Source organism: Arthrobacter sp. UKPF54-2, assembly GCF_007858535.1.
Classification (GTDB): Bacteria; Actinomycetota; Actinomycetes; order Actinomycetales; family Micrococcaceae; genus Arthrobacter.
In genome coordinates, this window is record NZ_CP040174.1 from 3381755 (window position 1) to 3396275 (window position 14521).

The window sequence follows — 14521 nt, forward strand, 5'->3', positions numbered from 1 at the left end:
GTTTTCTTCCGGCCGCACTTTTGTCAGGCATTCTACCGAGGCGGCGGCACCCGTCCAGTCGCAGGGCCCGGGCGTGCCGGTGCGTGCCCGGGCGTGGCGCCCGGCCTCCGGCTACAGGCCCAGCAGGGAGTGGATGCGGTGTCCGGCGAGGGCGGCCCGCCCGTTCAGCTCGGCGAGTTCCATCACCACACCGACGCCGGCTACCTCGACGCCGCAGCGTTCGAAGAGGCGGGCGGCCGCGCCCAGGGTGCCGCCGGTGGCGAGGACGTCGTCGAGGATCAGCACCCGGGTGCCCGGCACGAGATCCGCGCTGTGCAGCTCCAGGGTGGCGGTGCCGTACTCCAGTGAGTAGTCCTCGGAGATGACTTCGCGGGGCAGCTTGCCGGTCTTGCGGACGGTGACGACGCCGGTCCCGGTCGCGTAGGCCGCGGCCGCGGCGAGCAGGAAGCCGCGGGCCTCCACGCCGGCGACGGCGTCGAACTGCCCGCGGAAGGGTTCAACCAGCGCGTCGACCATGGCCTTGAGCGCGCCGCCGTCGGCGAAGACCGGGGTCAGGTCCTTGAAGACGATGCCGGGCTTGGGATAGTCCGGGACGGTGGCACAGAGGCTGGCAATCAGCTCCTGCACCGGCACGCCCGGGGCGATGGGTGCGCTGTGGCCGGGCTGGCCGGCGGGGTTGGCTTGGTGTAGGTCTCGGCTTGGATTCACCCGTCCACCTTACGCGTTGGCGCCAAACCGCCGGCCCGTCCGGGCGCCCCGCACGGCCACCAAGGCGTTGCCTACTGTTCACGGGGAGGGCGCCGTTTTGCCGTTTCCCGGGTCCGGCCGCGGTGATTCAATACTGCAATGCAGCACGACATTGCCTTGTCCGGACACGGCGTCTGCGCGGTTCCGCTCTCGCCGCGGCACGCTTCGGCGCTCTTTGACTTTGTGGATCCGCAGCTGTGGGCCGGCATGGCCGCGGTCCGGCCGCGGGACGCTGCGGAGCTGGCCGATTTGTTCCGTGCGCGGCTCGAGGATCCGGGCGTTCTCCCGTTTGCCGTGCTGGACCAGCGGACCGGGGCGCTGCTGGGCACCACCTCCCTGTGCGACTACGTCCCCTCCCAGCAGCGGATCGAGATCGGGGGCACGTTCTTCGGCCGCCAGTTCTGGGGTAGCCACGTCAACGCGGCGAGCAAGAACATGCTGCTTGGCTACGCGTTCGAGGTGCTCGGCGTGCACCGCGTTGCCTTCCGCTGCGACGCCACGAACCTGCGCAGCGCCGCGGCTATCGAGCGCCTGGGCGCGCAGTTCGAGGGGGTCCTGCGCGGACACCGGACCGCGCAGGACGGCGGCCGCTCGAACACCGCCGTCTTTTCGATCCTTGCCGAGGAGTGGCCCGGGGTACGCGAGGGCTTGCGCTCCCGCCTGGCCCCGTTTGCGGTGCCGGCCGGCTACGCCGTCCGGACCTTCGCGGCCTTGTAACGGGAGACCGTCGGGTCGCCGCTGAGCCAGAAGCGCCAGGGGTAGTCGTCGCTGCCGCCGGCGCCGGAAACGCCCACCCGCGGCCCGGAGCTGACGTCCGACGCCGGTTCGGCCGGCAGCTCGAGCCGGAACGGCGGGCCGAGCGCGTCGCGGCCGCTGTCCGCCGTCGTCAGTCCCAGGGCCGTAGCGAAGCGGGCGGGGCCGCTGGCCAGGTCCTTGGGGGCCTTCGACGTCGGCCGCCGGGCCAGCGCCAGGTCCTCCCCCGCCACGACCTCGCCGGCGCGCAGCAGCAAGGCGGAGGCGACGCCCTCGGGGCCGCAGACGATGTTGGCGCAGTGGTGCATGCCGTAGGTGAAATACACGTAGAGATGCCCGGCCGGGCCGAACATCGGCGCGTTCCGCCGGGTCTGGCCGCGGAAGGTGTGCGAGCCGGGATCCGGGTGGAGCGAGTCCTCCGGGCCCAGGTAGGCCTCGACCTCGGTGATCCGCACGGACACCGGGCCGCCGTGGCTCTCATGCGTGAGAACCGCGCCGAGCAGCAGCGGTGCCACGGTGCGGGCGTCGGCGGACAGCAGCCCGCGAAGGGCCTCCGGCGTCAGGCGCGAATCCATCCTCCGACTTTAACAAACCCAGGGTGCTGGCTGTGGCCGGTCCTCCACGGCCGTGTCCGATTTCCGCTAGCAGGGACCGACTGGTAGCTGGCAGGATGGAGCCATGGACTTCTGGCAGCGCTACCGGGCGATCGACGCCCGGGACACCCGTTTCGACGGGCAGTTCTACACCGCTGTCCGGACCACCGGCATCTATTGCCGGCCCTCGTGCCCCGCACGGACGCCCAAGGCGGACAACGTCACGTTTTACGAGACTTCCGCTGCCGCGCACGACGCCGGCTACCGGGCCTGCAAGCGCTGCCTGCCCGAGGCGGTCCCCGGTACGCCGGCGTGGAACCTGCGCTCGGACATCGCGGGCCGGGCCATGCGGCTGATCAACGACGGCGTGATCAACCGGGACGGTGTCGAGGGGCTGGCATCCCGGCTGGGCTACTCTTCGCGCCAGCTCAACAGGATCCTCAGTCACGAACTCGGCGCCGGCCCGCTGTCCCTGGCCCGAGCCAGCCGCGCCCAGACCGCCCGCACCCTGCTGGTCTCCACCCCGATGAAGGCCGCCGACATCGCCTTCGCCGCCGGGTTCAGCAGCGTGCGCCAGTTCAACGAGACCATCGCCGAAGTCTTCGCCATGACCCCCTCGGAGCTGCGGGCCACGGCCCGGCACCAGCACGCCCCGGCCCGGACCACGGTGTCCTCCACGGCCCTGACGCTGAACCTGCCCTACCGGGAGCCTTTTGATCCGGGCGTCTTTGAGTTCCTCGCCGTACGTGCCATTCCCGGGATCGAGGACGGTTCGTCGTCCTCCTACGCCCGGACGCTGCGGCTTGCCCACGGGGACGCCCGCTTCCGGGTGGAGTACGACGCCGACGCTCCCGGGCGCCCCATCAGGCTCAGCATCGGGGCCGTGGACCTGCGGGACCTGGCCTCGCTGCTCAGCCGGGTCCGCCGCCTGCTGGACCTCGACGCCGACCCCGTCGCCATCGACGGAGCGCTGGGGGCCGATCCGCGCCTGGCCGCCAGTGTCGCGGCCGTGCCGGGCATGCGGATGCCCGGCGCCGTCGATCCGCAGGAACTACTGATCCGCGCCATGATCGGCCAGCAGATCACCGTGGCGGCGGCCAGGACCGCGCTGGTCCAGCTCTCGGCGTGCGGCATCGCGAGTCTGGTCCCTGCGGACGGACTGGACCGGATCTTTCCGACGGCGGCCGAGATCGCGGACGGCGGGTTCCAGCTGCTCCGCGGGCCGCAGCGCCGCATCGATTCCCTCCGCGGCGCCGCAGCGGCGATGGCCGCGGGCGAGCTGGACTTCGGCTACGGCGACGACCTGGCCGGGCTGCAGGCCAAGCTCCTGCCGCTGCCCGGCGTCGGGCCCTGGACCGTGGGGTACGTCGCGATGCGCATACTCGGTGCCCCGGACGTGTTCCTGGCCAACGACGCGGCCGTGCGTAACGGCATCCGTTCGCTCGCCCAGGCGACCGCCCCGGATTCGATCGCGCCCGATTCGTTGCCGCCCGTTCCGCTCTCCCCCGATCCGCTCTCCCCCGATTTCCGGGAGCTGAGCCCCTGGCGTTCCTACGCCACCATGCACCTCTGGCGCGCGGCCGCCGCGGCCCAGTCCGCAGCCCGCACCAGGACCGCACGGACCAGAACAACTGCCCCGAAGAAAGTGACGCAATGAACGCCCAGCTCTTGACCATGGACACGCCCGACGGCCCGTTCACCATCATTGCCCGCGACGGTGCCGTGCTGGCCTCCGGCTGGACCGCGGTGCCCGGCGAGCTCACCGGCCAGATCCATGCCGAGCTGCTGCCCGGCGGCTACGAACCGGTCGCGGAGCTGGGCGGGATCTCGGCCGCCGTCGAGGAGTTCTACGCGGGCAACCCCGCGGCCGCCATGGAGGTGCCGGTGCTGCAGAAATCCGGGCCGTTCCGCAGCCACGCCTGGGACGTTCTCCGGACCGTCGCCCCGGGACATCCGGTGACGTACACCGAGTATGCGGAGCTGTCGGGCAACGCCAGGGCGGTCCGGGCGGCGGCCAGTGCCTGCGCCTTCAACGCGGCTGCCCTGTTTGTGCCGTGCCACCGGGTGATCCGGACCGACGGCAGCCTGGGCGGTTTCCGCTGGGGACTGGCGATCAAGGAGAGCCTGCTGGACCGCGAACGGGAGCTGGCGCCGGTGCCGCAGGCCTGATTCTGGTTGGCCCCGGACCTCGTTGGTGACGGGCCTACTTGGTGACGGGGACGCCCGCGGGCCAGGGCAGCAGCGCGGGCAGCTCAACGCCGTCGGCTGCGGCCGTAGCGCGCAGGCTGCCCAAGGTGGGGGTGCGCCCGGCGAGCCACGCCGCGATGTCGGTGAGCATGCCGTTGATCACGGTCGAGCGCCCGCCCGCGGCGCCGAGCGCGACGGAGGGCAGGCCGAGCGGCTGAAGCACGAACCTCTCCCCCTCGGGCACTCGGGCGGCGAGGAATTCAAAGAGGTGCTCGCAGAACGGCCGGCTCCAGGTTTCCGGACCGCGGCCCGTGCCGAGGTCCGTAGCGTGGATGGTGAGTTCGCGCCAGAGGGCCAGGCCGCCGTCGAACACCACGCCGCCGCGGTAGCTGATCGGTTCGCGCCAGCCTGCCGCGTCCAGCCCGCCAAAGGCAGCCAGTGCCCGGTCCAGGGCGGCCGCGAGGTCGGCCCGGTGCTGGTCAAGGCTGTGCCGGGCGCTCAGTTCGATGGCGCGGGTGCGTCCCTCGAAGCCGCCGTCGTACAGTTCGATGCTTTCGCCGCGGGCCGCGTATTCGACCTGACGGGCCATTGCGTCGGCAATTCCAGCGAGGTGGGCCAGGACGTGTCCCCGGGTCCAGCCCGGGAGCTCCGAGGCGGCCGGGACGTCTTCTTCGCGCAGTTTCGCGGCGATTCCGGTCACGACGTCGGCGGCGCGGCGGAGTTCGTCCAGCAGGTTTTCAGCGGTGATTGAAGTCATGGCGCCCATCCTAACCGAGCGATCGGATTAACCCGGATTAACTGGGCTTGCCGTTCAGCGCGGCCCGTAGCGGTGCCGGATATGCCGGCGGTCGTGCCGGGCCTGCCAGAATTCGAGCTCCCTCGGGCGCAGAGCATAGAGCTGCCAGGCTGGATTTTCGCTGCCGTCGGCGCCGGGCCGGGCCTGCCAGTCGGCGGCGGAGGCCTCCGCGGAGAGCTCCACCACGTCTCCGGCGACGCGGACCTGGCGGCCCTGCTGCTGCCAGAAGAAATTCATCGCCGCATTCGGGTTGGCGCCCAGCTCCAGCCCCTTGCGGGACTCCCGGGAGGTCGCGAAGTGCCAGCCGTCGGCGTCGATGTCCTTCAGGATCAGCATCCGCGAGGACGGCCGCCCCTGCCCGTCCGCGGTGGCCAGGCTGCAGGCGTTGGGCTGCGGAACCCCGGCGGCCAGCGCCTCGGCGAGCCACTGCCGGAACAGCTCGGCGGGGTCCTCGGGCGCCGTCTCCGGGTCGAAGTCCGGGAGCACCTCCGGGAAATCGGGCAGGGCACGCAGGAACTGGCGGAACGATTCGCTCATGCCGTCATGCTACCGAGGGGTGTCCGGCTGCGAACGCACAACGCTCCCTCACCTTTGGCAGGAAACACACCGACGCTCCTGCAGGAAGTGCAGGAGCGTCGGTGGAAACGCTGCAGGAGGTGAGGGAGCGTCTGGTGGTTAGCCGGCGTACCCGCGCACGGCGGCGAGCTCCGCCTCAAGGGCCAGCAGCTGGCGCTCGACGGCGGCAGGCGCGGTGCCGCCCTGGGAGTTGCGGCTGTTGAGCGAGCCCTCGGTGGACAGGACCGTGCGGACCTCAGGGGTCAGGTGCTCCGAGATGGCCGCGTATTCCTCGTCCGTCAGGTCCCAGAGTTCGACGTCGCGGCTTTCGGCCTGCTTGACCGCCGCGCCGGAGAGTTCGTGCGCCTCGCGGAACGGCACGCCCTGCCGGACCAGCCATTCGGCAATGTCCGTGGCCAGCGCGAAGCCCTGGGGCGCCAGGGCTTCCATCCGCTCGGTGTTGAACTTCAGCGTCGCGATCATGCCGGACACGGCCGGAAGCAGCAGCTCTAGGGTGTCGGCGGCGTCGAAGACCGGTTCCTTGTCCTCCTGCAGGTCGCGGTTGTACGCGAGCGGTAGGCCCTTGAGGGTGGCGAGCAAACCGGTGAGGTCGCCGATCAGCCGGCCGGCCTTGCCGCGGGCCAGCTCGGCCACGTCCGGGTTTTTCTTCTGCGGCATAATCGAGGAGCCGGTGGAGTAGGAATCGTGCAGGGTCACGAAGGAGAACTCCTTGGTGGCCCACAGGATCACCTCCTCCGAGACCCGGGACAGGTCCACGCCGATCATGGCCGAGACCCAGGCGAACTCGGCGAAGACATCGCGCGAGGCGGTGCCGTCGATCGAGTTGTGCGTGGCCGAGTCGAAGCCGAGGTCCGCCGCAACGGCCTCCGGGTCCAGGCCCAGCGAGGACCCGGCGAGGGCGCCGGAGCCGTAGGGCGAGACCGCCGCCCGCTTGTCCCAGTCCGCCAGCCGCTGCACATCGCGCAGCAGCGCCCAGGCGTGGGCCAGCAGGTGGTGGCTGAGCAGGACCGGCTGGGCGTGCTGCAGGTGCGTGCGGCCCGGCATGGCCACGCCCTGGTGGGCCTTGGCCTGGCCGATCAGCGCGTCGATCGTGGCGAGCACGCCGCGGGCGATGATCCGGGCGTGGTCGCGCAGGAACATCCGGCCCAAGGTGGCGACCTGGTCGTTGCGGGACCGGCCGGCGCGGAGCTTGCCGCCGAGCTGCGTGCCGGCGCGCTCGATCAGGCCGCGCTCCAGCGAACCGTGCACGTCCTCGTCGGACTCGGCCGGGGTGTACGCGCCGGAGGCGACGTCCGCGTCCAGCCGGTCCAGGGCGTCGAGCATGCCCTCCAGCTCGGAGTCATCCAGCAGCCCGGCCGTGTGCAGCACGCGGGCGTGCGCCTTGGACCCGGCAATGTCGTAGCGGGCCAGCCGCCAGTCGAAGTGCGTGGACTTGCTCAGCGCCGCGAGGGCGTCCGCGGGGCCGCCGGCGAACCGACCGCCCCACAGCGCACCTTCATTTGTTGCGGAGACCATTACTTTCCCGCGACGCGGATGTCGCGGCCGGAGGCAACCTTGGCGGACATGCCCCACAGCTCGATGAAGCCGCGCGCCATCGACTGGTCGAAGGTGTCACCGGTGTCGTAGGTGGCGAGGTCGAAGTCGTAGAGCGAGGTCTCGGAGCGGCGCCCGTTGACGATCGCCTGGCCGCCGTGCAGCACCATGCGAATGTCGCCGGAGACGTAGCGCTGGGTGTCCAGGATGAAGGCGTCCAGGGAGCGCTTGAGCGGGGAGAACCACTGGCCGTCGTAGACCAGCTCGGCCCAGCGCTGGCCGACGGTCGCCTTGAAGCGGGCCTGCTCGCGCTCGATCGTGATGTCCTCGAGGTGCTTGTGGGCGGTGATCAGCGCCATCGCGCCGGGGGCCTCGTAGATTTCGCGGGACTTGATGCCGACGAGGCGGTCCTCGACGACGTCGATCCGGCCAACGCCCTGGGCGCCGGCGCGGCGGTTCAGTTCCTGGATGGCCTGCAGCGGGGTGACCTTGACGCCGTCGATCGCGACCGGAATACCGGCGTCGAAAGAGATGGTGACTTCATCCGGGGCCGGCGGGAACTCCGGGGTCGCGGTGTAGTCGTAGATGTCCTTGGTGGGGGCGTTCCAGATGTCTTCGAGGTAGCCGGTTTCGACGGCGCGGCCCCAGACGTTCTGGTCGATCGAGTATGGGTTCTTTTTGGTGGTCTCGATCGGCAGACCCTTGTCCTCGGCGAAGGCAATGGCCTTGTCACGGGTCAGGGCCAGGTCGCGGACCGGGGCGATGCACTTCAGGTCCGGGCCCAGGGTCTGGATGCCGACCTCGAAGCGGACCTGGTCGTTGCCCTTGCCGGTGCAGCCGTGCGCCACGGTGGTGGCGCCGAATTCGCGGGCGGCCTTGACCAGGTGCTTGACGATCACCGGGCGGGAGATGGCCGAGACCAGCGGGTAGTGGCCCTGGTAGAGGGCGTTGGCCTGCAGCGTGGGCATGCAGTATTCATTGGCGAACTCGTCGGACGCGTCGGCCACATAGGCCTCGACGGCGCCGCAGCCCAGGGCACGCTGGCGGATGGTCTCCAGGGACTCGCCGCCCTGTCCGACGTCGACCGCCACGGCAATGACCTCGGCGCCGGTTGCTTCACCGATCCAGCCGATGGCTACGGAAGTATCGAGGCCACCGGAGTAGGCCAGCACAATACGCTCAGTCACTTCAAATGCTCCTTAGTTGTTGGGTTCTTGGGTTGTCTGGTGAAAGTTCAGGTCTAAAGGTCACTGCCCGGCTTCTTCGGCCAGTTGCAGGAAGCGGGCGGCGACGGCGGCGCCGCCGGCAGGGTCGCGGGTGACCAGCAGCACGGTGTCGTCCCCCGCGATGGTGCCGAGGATCGAGGGCATCACCGAGTGGTCGATCGCGAGGGCCAGGAAGTTCGCGGCACCCGGCGGGGTCCGGAGCACCACGAGGTTCGCGGACGCCTCGGCCGTGACCAGCAGTTCCCCGCAGAGCCGCGCGAGCCGGGCGTCGAGGATTTCCTGGGTTACCCCGCTCTTGGCGCCGCGTTCGCCGCCCTCCCCCGGCACGGCGTAGACGAGCACGCCGTCCTTGCCGCGGACCCGGACGGCGCCGAGCTCCACGAGGTCGCGGGACAGCGTGGCCTGGGTGACCTGGACGCCGTCGTCCGCGAGCAGCGCCGCGAGCTCGGCCTGCGAGCGGACGGATTCGCCGGTGAGGATCGCTGTGATCCGTGCCTGCCGGGCCGTTTTGGTGGCCGGGCTGGCTCCTTGGGCGGCGGGCTGGACGGACATTAGCCGAGTCCTTCAACCACGGCCAGGCCGGAGCGGTGCATCAGCCAGGCCATCAGGGCCTTCTGGGCGTGCAGCCGGTTCTCGGCCTCGTCCCAGACCACGGACTGCGGGCCGTCGATCACGCCGGCGGCGATTTCGTAGCCGCGGTAGGCGGGCAGGCAGTGCAGCACGACGGCGTCGGGAGCGGCGAGCTTCATCGCGGCTTCGTCGACGGAGTAGTCGCGGAAGAGCTGCAGCCGGGCTTCCTTCTCGTCCTCCTGGCCCATCGACACCCAGGTGTCGGTGGCGACGACGTCGGCCCCGCGGAGCGCCTCGGCGGCGTCGACCGTGACGAGCACCGAGCCGCCGGTCTGGGCGGCACGCTCCTCGGCGAAGGCGACAATATCCGCGTCGGGCAGGTAGCCCTCGGGGCCGGCGATGCGCACGTGCATGCCGGCGGTGACGCCGGCCAGCAGGTAGGAGTTGGCCATGTTGTTGGCCGCGTCGCCGAGGTAGCTCATGGTCAGGCCCGCCAGCTCGCCCTTGTGTTCCTTGACGGTCAGCAGGTCGGCCAGGAGCTGGCACGGGTGGTAGTCGTCGCAGAGGGCGTTGATGACCGGGACGCGGGAATTTTCCGCCATGGCGACGAGGCCGGCGTGCGCGCCCGTGCGCCACACGATGGTTGACACCATACGCTCGAGGACCTTGGCGGTGTCCTCGACCGATTCCTTGTGGCCGATCTGCGCCTCACCCGGGTTGATGATGAGCGCGTTGCCGCCCATGTCCGCGATGCCGGTGGCGAAGGAGACCCGGGTGCGGGTGGATGTTTTGTCGAAGATCACGGCCACGGTCTTGCGTCCGCTGCCTTCCGCGGCGAAGGGCTGGACGCTGTACGGCGCGGCCTTCATCCGGACGGCGAGGTTCAGGACCTCGGCCTGCTCGGCCGGGGTGAGGTCCGTGTCCTTGAGGAAGTGGCGGGTGGGTACAGGTGCGGTCACTGGGCGTCCTTTGCGGTCTGGAGGAGGGCGGGCAGCGCGGCGAGGAAGCGGTCGGCCTGCTCCTTGGAGAGGATCAGCGGCGGCGCGAGCCGGATGGTGCGCGGGCCGGGGCTGTTGAGGATGAAGCCCGCGTCGAGTCCCGCGGTGACGACGGCGGGGGCGACGTCGGCGTCGAGGTCGAAGCCGATCAGCAGACCCTCGCCGCGGACCTCGGTGACGCCGTCGATCCCGGCGAGGCCGGAGCGCAGGTGCTCCCCCACCGCCCGGACGTGGGCGAGCACCTGCTGGTTTTCCAGCACGTGCAGGGTGGCCAGCGCCGCCGCGGTGGCCACCGGGTTGCCGCCAAAGGTGGTGCCGTGCTGGCCGGCGGACAGCAGGGCGGACACCTCCGGGCCGAAGGTGAGCAGGGCGCCGATCGGGAAGCCGCCGCCGAGGCCCTTGGCGAGGGTCATGGCGTCGGGGACGATCCCGGCGTCCTCGCTGGCCAGCCACTTGCCGGTCCGGCCGATGCCGGTCTGCACCTCGTCCAGGATCAGCAGCGCGCCGGCCGCGGTGGTAGCCTCGCGGGCCGCCTTCAGGTAACCGGCGGGCAGCGGGCGGACGCCGGCTTCACCCTGGATCGGTTCGAGGAAGACGGCGGCGGTGGTGTCGTCAATCGCGGCGCGGAGCGCCTCGATGTCACCGAAGGGCACGTGCACGACGCCGCCGGGCAGCGGCGCGAACGGCGCCCGGTAGGCTTCCTTGGAGGTCAGCGCGAGGGCGCCCATGGTGCGGCCGTGGAAGGCCCCCTCGAGGGCGATGATTTTGGTGCGCGGCGCGTCCGGCGAGCCGACGTTCCGCCGGGCCAGCTTGAACGCCGCCTCGACGGCCTCGGTGCCGGAGTTGGCAAAGAACACCTTGGACCCGGCAGGCGCCTTGGCAATCTCCAGCAGCTTCTCGGCCAGGGCCACCTGCGTGGGGCTGGTGAAGAAGTTGGAGACGTGGCCCAGGGTGGCGAGCTGGCTGGAGATCACGGAGGTGACGAACGGGTGCGCGTGGCCGAGCGCGTTTACAGCGATCCCGCCGAGCAGGTCCAGGTACTCCTTGCCGTCGGCGTCCCAGACGAGGCATCCGGCGCCGCGGACCAGCACCCGCTGCGGGGTGCCGAAGACACCCAGCAGCGAGGACGAGTAGCGGGAGAGCCAGTCGGCGCCGCTGCTGGAGGGGACAATTGTGGTTCCGGCGGCCTCCGCAGCGATGGGGGCCCCGCCCGCTTCGCGGTGCCCGACCACACCCGGCCCCCCATCGCTGCTGCGGCCTTCGGCGGAATGGCTCAGTTCTGTGCTGCTCATTATGCGTTCGTCTCCTCGTCCGGGACGACCTGGGTGCCGATGCCGGCGGTCGTAAAGGTTTCCAGCAGCATCGAGTGCGGCAGCCGGCCGTCCACGATGTGCGCGCGTTCGACGCCGTCGTCGACGGCTTTCAGGCAGGCCGCCATCTTCGGGATCATGCCGGACTCCAGGCGCGGCAGCATCTCGCGCAGCTCCGAGGCCGTGAGCGAGGAGATCAGCGAGGAGCGGTCCGGCCAGTTGGCGTAGAGGCCTTCGACGTCGGTCAGGATGACCAGTTTGGAGGCGCCCAGGGCGGACGCGACGGCGGCCGCGGCGGTGTCCGCGTTGACGTTCAGCACCTGGCCGGTGGTGGAGCCGTCGTCGTGGATTTCCGGTGCAACGGTGGAGATCACCGGGATCCGGCCGGCCGCGATGATGTCCAGAATGCCTTCCGGGTTCACGCCGACGACTTCGCCGACGAGGCCCAGGTCCACCTCTTCGCCGTCGACGACGGTGCCGGTGCGGACCGCGCGCAGCAGGCCGCCGTCCTCACCGGACATGCCTACGGCGTAGGGGCCGTGCGAGTTGATCAGGCCCACGAGTTCGCGGCCCACCTGGCCGGTAAGGACCATCCGGACCACGTCCATGGCCTCGGGCGTGGTGACGCGCAGGCCGCCCTTGAACTCCGATTCGATGCCGAGCCGGCTGAGCATGGCGTTGATCTGCGGGCCGCCGCCGTGGACCACCACCGGGTGGATCCCCACGTGGTGCAGGAAGACAACGTCCTCGGCGAAGGCGCGGCGCAGCTCGTCGTTGACCATGGCGTTGCCGCCGTACTTGATCACCATCGTGGTGCCGGCGAAGCGCTGGATCCAGGGCAGCGCCTCGATCAGGGTGCCGGCCTTGCCCTGCGCGTCGGACATCGAGGTCGTCTCGCGGGTCTGGGTGCTCATGGTGGGTGTCCTCCTGTTTGTCCTCCCGGACGGGCCTAGCTGGAGTAGGCGCTGTTTTCGTGGACGTAGTCGTGCGTGAGGTCGTTGGTCCAGATGGTCGCCTCGGCGTCCCCGGCCTGCAGGTCGATCTCGACCAGGACTTCGCGCGGTTCGAGGTCCACGAGGTTCCGGTCCTCGCCGATGCTGCCGTTGCGGCAGATCTGCACACCGTTCATCGCAACGTTCAGCTGGTCCGGTTCGAAGGCCGCGTCCGTGGTGCCGACGGCGGAAAGCACCCGGCCCCAGTTCGGGTCCTTGCCGAAGATGGCCGTCTTGAAGAGGTTGGAGCGGGCCACGGCCCGGCTGACCACCTCGGCGTCCTTTTCGCTCGCGGCGTTGAAGGTGCGGATGGCGATGTCATGGCTGGAGCCCTCGGCATCGCCGATCAGCTTGCGGGCCAGTTCGGCGCAGACCTGGGTCAGGCCCCTGCCGAACTCGGCGGCGGACGGGGCCGCCCCGGAGGCACCGGAGGCGAGCAGCACCACGGTGTCGTTGGTGGACATGCAGCCGTCCGAGTCGGCCCGGTCGAAGGTGACGCGGGTGGCGTCGCGGAGGACGACGTCGAGCAGTTCGGGCTGGACGTCCGCGTCCGTGGTGAGCACCACGAGCATCGTGGCCAGGCCCGGGGCGAGCATGCCCGCGCCCTTGGCCATGCCGCCGATGGTGAATTCGCGGCCCTCGGCGTCGGTGCCGGTGAACACGGCCTGCTTGGAGACCGAGTCGGTGGTCATGATGGCGGTGGCAGCAGCCGGGCCGCCGTCGGCGCTGAGTTCCCCGGCCGCGACACTGATCGCCGGGACCAGCTTGTCCATCGGCAGTTGCTCGCCGATCAGGCCGGTGGAGCAGACGAAGATGTCGGTCGCGGAGGCGCCGAGTACTTCGGCGGTCTTTTCCGCGGTGGTGTGGGTGTTCTGGAAGCCCTGCGGCCCGGTGCAGGCGTTGGCGCCGCCGGAGTTGAGGATCACGGCGTCCACCCGGCCGTCCTTGATGACTTCGCGGGACCAGTGCACGGGAGCCGCGGCCACGCGGTTGGAGGTGAAGACGGCGGCGGCGGCCTTGTTGGGGCCGTCGTTGACCACGAGGGCCAGATCCGGATTTCCGGAGGCCTTGAGGCCGGCCTTGACGCCGGCGGCCCGGAATCCCCGGGGGCGGTGATGCTCACGGTGCGACTCCCTGCAGTTCGAGGCCGGCGGTTTCCGCCAGGCCGAGGGCAATGTTCATGGACTGCACGGCGCCGCCGGCGGTCCCCTTGGTGAGGTTGTCGATGGCGCAGGTGACGATCACGCGGCCCGCGCGGGCGTCAAGGGCCAGCTGCATCACGGCATGGTTGGAGCCCTGCACGGACTTGGTGGAGGGCCAGTGGCCTTCCGGCAGCAGGTGCACGAACGGCTCCTCGTCGTAGGCCTCGCCCCAGGCGCGGCGCAGTTCCTCGGCAGTCACGCCCGGGCGCACCTTTGCGGTGGCGGTGGTGAGGATGCCGCGGCTCATCGGGGCGAGCGTGGGGGTGAAGGAGACGGTGACCGGTGCATTCAGTGCCTTGGAGAGGCCCTGCTCGATCTCCGGGGTGTGGCGGTGGCCGCCGCCGACGCCGTAGGGGCTCATCGAGCCCATCACCTCGGCGCCGATCAGGTTCACCTTCGCGGCTTTGCCGGCCCCCGAGGTGCCGGACGCGGACACGATCACGACGTCGTCGCCCTGGAGCAGGTGGTTGCTGAAGCCCGGGGTGAGGGCCAGCAGGGCCGACGTCGGGTAGCAGCCGGGCACGGCGATCCGCTTGGCGCCGCGGAGGACCTCGCGCTGGCCGGGGAGTTCGGGCAGGCCGTAGGGCCAGGTCCCGGCGTGCGGCGAGCCGTAGAACTGCTCCCACGCCGCCGGGTCCTCCAGCCGGTGGTCCGCACCGGCGTCGATCACGACCGTGCCGGCCGGCAGCTGCGCGGCGATCGCCGCGGACGCCCCGTGCGGCAGCGCCAGGAACACGACGTCGTGCCCGGCGAGGTTCTCCACGGTGGTGTCCTCGAGGATCCGGTCCGCCAGCCCATGGAGATGCGGCTGCAATTCCCCTAGTCTGGAACCTGCGTTGCTGTGAGCGGTGATGGCGCCGATGGTGACGTCGGGATGACCGGCCAGGAGCCTCAGGACCTCGCCGCCGGCGTAGCCGCTTGCACCGGAGACGGCAACAGAAATAGTCATAGCCACGAGTATACAGCAAGACTATGCATAGAACCCGATATTTATGCATGCGGACGAGTGCGCCCGGCGAACCCGGCCCGTTCCCAGCA

Annotated in this window: 15 protein-coding genes; 3 read left to right on the forward strand and 12 right to left on the reverse strand. The window is 70.6% G+C overall.

Translation table 11 applies throughout. From position 1 onward, the window contains the following. Positions 1-111: 111 nt before the first annotated feature. A complete protein-coding gene (locus tag E7Y32_RS15535) occupies positions 112-633 on the reverse strand; it encodes an adenine phosphoribosyltransferase (protein WP_146338791.1) in 522 nt (173 codons plus the stop codon). 213 nt (positions 634-846) lie between these two features. On the opposite strand from E7Y32_RS15535, the gene E7Y32_RS15540 reads away from it, so the two are divergent. Then, a complete protein-coding gene (locus E7Y32_RS15540; RefSeq protein WP_146337907.1) occupies positions 847-1464 on the forward strand; it encodes a GNAT family N-acetyltransferase in 618 nt (205 codons plus the stop codon). Here the strand turns inward: E7Y32_RS15540 and E7Y32_RS15545 are convergent. Then, the gene (locus tag E7Y32_RS15545) at positions 1434-2075 is read right to left on the reverse strand and encodes a DNA-3-methyladenine glycosylase (RefSeq protein WP_146337908.1); all 642 of its coding nucleotides are present in this window, start codon (positions 2073-2075) and stop codon (positions 1434-1436) included. The two genes, E7Y32_RS15540 and E7Y32_RS15545, sit on opposite strands and share 31 nt — an antisense overlap. A gap of 103 nt (positions 2076-2178) precedes the next feature. On the opposite strand from E7Y32_RS15545, the gene E7Y32_RS15550 reads away from it, so the two are divergent. Beyond that, positions 2179-3750 (forward strand): DNA-3-methyladenine glycosylase 2 family protein, encoded by a 1572-nt coding sequence (locus E7Y32_RS15550; RefSeq protein WP_146337909.1) that lies wholly within the window; start codon positions 2179-2181, stop codon positions 3748-3750. Then, positions 3747-4262, forward strand: a complete 516-nt coding sequence (locus E7Y32_RS15555) for a methylated-DNA--[protein]-cysteine S-methyltransferase (protein WP_146337910.1) — start codon at positions 3747-3749, stop codon at positions 4260-4262. The genes E7Y32_RS15550 and E7Y32_RS15555 overlap by 4 nt, the downstream gene beginning before the upstream one ends. 34 nt (positions 4263-4296) lie before the next feature. On the opposite strand, the gene E7Y32_RS15560 is transcribed toward E7Y32_RS15555, so the two are convergent. From E7Y32_RS15560 to argC, 10 genes are all read right to left on the reverse strand, one after another. Beyond that, positions 4297-5037: a maleylpyruvate isomerase family mycothiol-dependent enzyme gene (locus tag E7Y32_RS15560; RefSeq protein ID WP_146337911.1), complete on the reverse strand. Its 741-nt coding sequence runs from the start codon at positions 5035-5037 to the stop codon at positions 4297-4299. Positions 5038-5091: 54 nt separating this feature from the next. After that, entirely contained in the window at positions 5092-5613 is a 522-nt protein-coding gene (locus tag E7Y32_RS15565; protein WP_146337912.1) for a pyridoxal 5'-phosphate synthase, read from the reverse strand. A gap of 138 nt (positions 5614-5751) precedes the next feature. Continuing rightward, positions 5752-7167 (reverse strand): argininosuccinate lyase, encoded by a 1416-nt coding sequence (gene argH, locus E7Y32_RS15570; protein ID WP_146337913.1) that lies wholly within the window; start codon positions 7165-7167, stop codon positions 5752-5754. Beyond that, positions 7167-8372, reverse strand: a complete 1206-nt coding sequence (locus E7Y32_RS15575) for an argininosuccinate synthase (protein ID WP_146337914.1) — start codon at positions 8370-8372, stop codon at positions 7167-7169. Before E7Y32_RS15575 ends, argH begins: the two co-directional genes overlap by 1 nt. A 60-nt stretch (positions 8373-8432) precedes the next feature. Further along, the gene (locus E7Y32_RS15580; RefSeq protein ID WP_138769703.1) at positions 8433-8963 is read right to left on the reverse strand and encodes an arginine repressor; all 531 of its coding nucleotides are present in this window, start codon (positions 8961-8963) and stop codon (positions 8433-8435) included. Further along, entirely contained in the window at positions 8963-9940 is a 978-nt protein-coding gene (argF, locus tag E7Y32_RS15585) for an ornithine carbamoyltransferase (RefSeq protein WP_146337915.1), read from the reverse strand. The genes E7Y32_RS15580 and argF overlap by 1 nt, the downstream gene beginning before the upstream one ends. Continuing rightward, positions 9937-11271, reverse strand: coding sequence for an acetylornithine transaminase (locus tag E7Y32_RS15590; RefSeq protein ID WP_261382477.1), 1335 nt, complete (start codon positions 11269-11271; stop codon positions 9937-9939). Before E7Y32_RS15590 ends, argF begins: the two co-directional genes overlap by 4 nt. Continuing rightward, positions 11271-12203 carry an acetylglutamate kinase gene (argB, locus tag E7Y32_RS15595; protein WP_146337916.1) on the reverse strand — a complete coding sequence of 311 codons (933 nt, stop codon included), beginning with the start codon at positions 12201-12203 and terminating at the stop codon, positions 11271-11273. The genes E7Y32_RS15590 and argB overlap by 1 nt, the downstream gene beginning before the upstream one ends. 35 nt (positions 12204-12238) lie before the next feature. Continuing rightward, positions 12239-13456: a bifunctional glutamate N-acetyltransferase/amino-acid acetyltransferase ArgJ gene (gene argJ, locus E7Y32_RS15600; protein ID WP_261382478.1), complete on the reverse strand. Its 1218-nt coding sequence runs from the start codon at positions 13454-13456 to the stop codon at positions 12239-12241. After that, the gene (gene argC / locus E7Y32_RS15605; RefSeq protein ID WP_146337917.1) at positions 13401-14432 is read right to left on the reverse strand and encodes an N-acetyl-gamma-glutamyl-phosphate reductase; all 1032 of its coding nucleotides are present in this window, start codon (positions 14430-14432) and stop codon (positions 13401-13403) included. The genes argJ and argC overlap by 56 nt, the downstream gene beginning before the upstream one ends. Positions 14433-14521 lie beyond the last annotated feature (89 nt).

What these genes read in the sequence shown, in the direction of transcription:
- E7Y32_RS15540 (WP_146337907.1), top strand. Translation starts at nt 847, where the DNA reads ATGCAGCACGACATTGCCTTGTCCGGACACGGCGTCTGCGCGGTTCCG.
- argH (WP_146337913.1), bottom strand. Translation starts at nt 7,167, where the DNA reads ATGGTCTCCGCAACAAATGAAGGTGCGCTGTGGGGCGGTCGGTTCGCC.
- E7Y32_RS15560 (WP_146337911.1), bottom strand. Translation starts at nt 5,037, where the DNA reads ATGACTTCAATCACCGCTGAAAACCTGCTGGACGAACTCCGCCGCGCC.
- argC (WP_146337917.1), bottom strand. Translation starts at nt 14,432, where the DNA reads ATGACTATTTCTGTTGCCGTCTCCGGTGCAAGCGGCTACGCCGGCGGC.
- E7Y32_RS15580 (WP_138769703.1), bottom strand. Translation starts at nt 8,963, where the DNA reads ATGTCCGTCCAGCCCGCCGCCCAAGGAGCCAGCCCGGCCACCAAAACG.
- argB (WP_146337916.1), bottom strand. Translation starts at nt 12,203, where the DNA reads ATGAGCACCCAGACCCGCGAGACGACCTCGATGTCCGACGCGCAGGGC.
- E7Y32_RS15555 (WP_146337910.1), top strand. Translation starts at nt 3,747, where the DNA reads ATGAACGCCCAGCTCTTGACCATGGACACGCCCGACGGCCCGTTCACC.
- E7Y32_RS15565 (WP_146337912.1), bottom strand. Translation starts at nt 5,613, where the DNA reads ATGAGCGAATCGTTCCGCCAGTTCCTGCGTGCCCTGCCCGATTTCCCG.
- E7Y32_RS15545 (WP_146337908.1), bottom strand. Translation starts at nt 2,075, where the DNA reads ATGGATTCGCGCCTGACGCCGGAGGCCCTTCGCGGGCTGCTGTCCGCC.
- E7Y32_RS15590 (WP_261382477.1), bottom strand. Translation starts at nt 11,271, where the DNA reads ATGAGCAGCACAGAACTGAGCCATTCCGCCGAAGGCCGCAGCAGCGAT.
- E7Y32_RS15550 (WP_146337909.1), top strand. Translation starts at nt 2,179, where the DNA reads ATGGACTTCTGGCAGCGCTACCGGGCGATCGACGCCCGGGACACCCGT.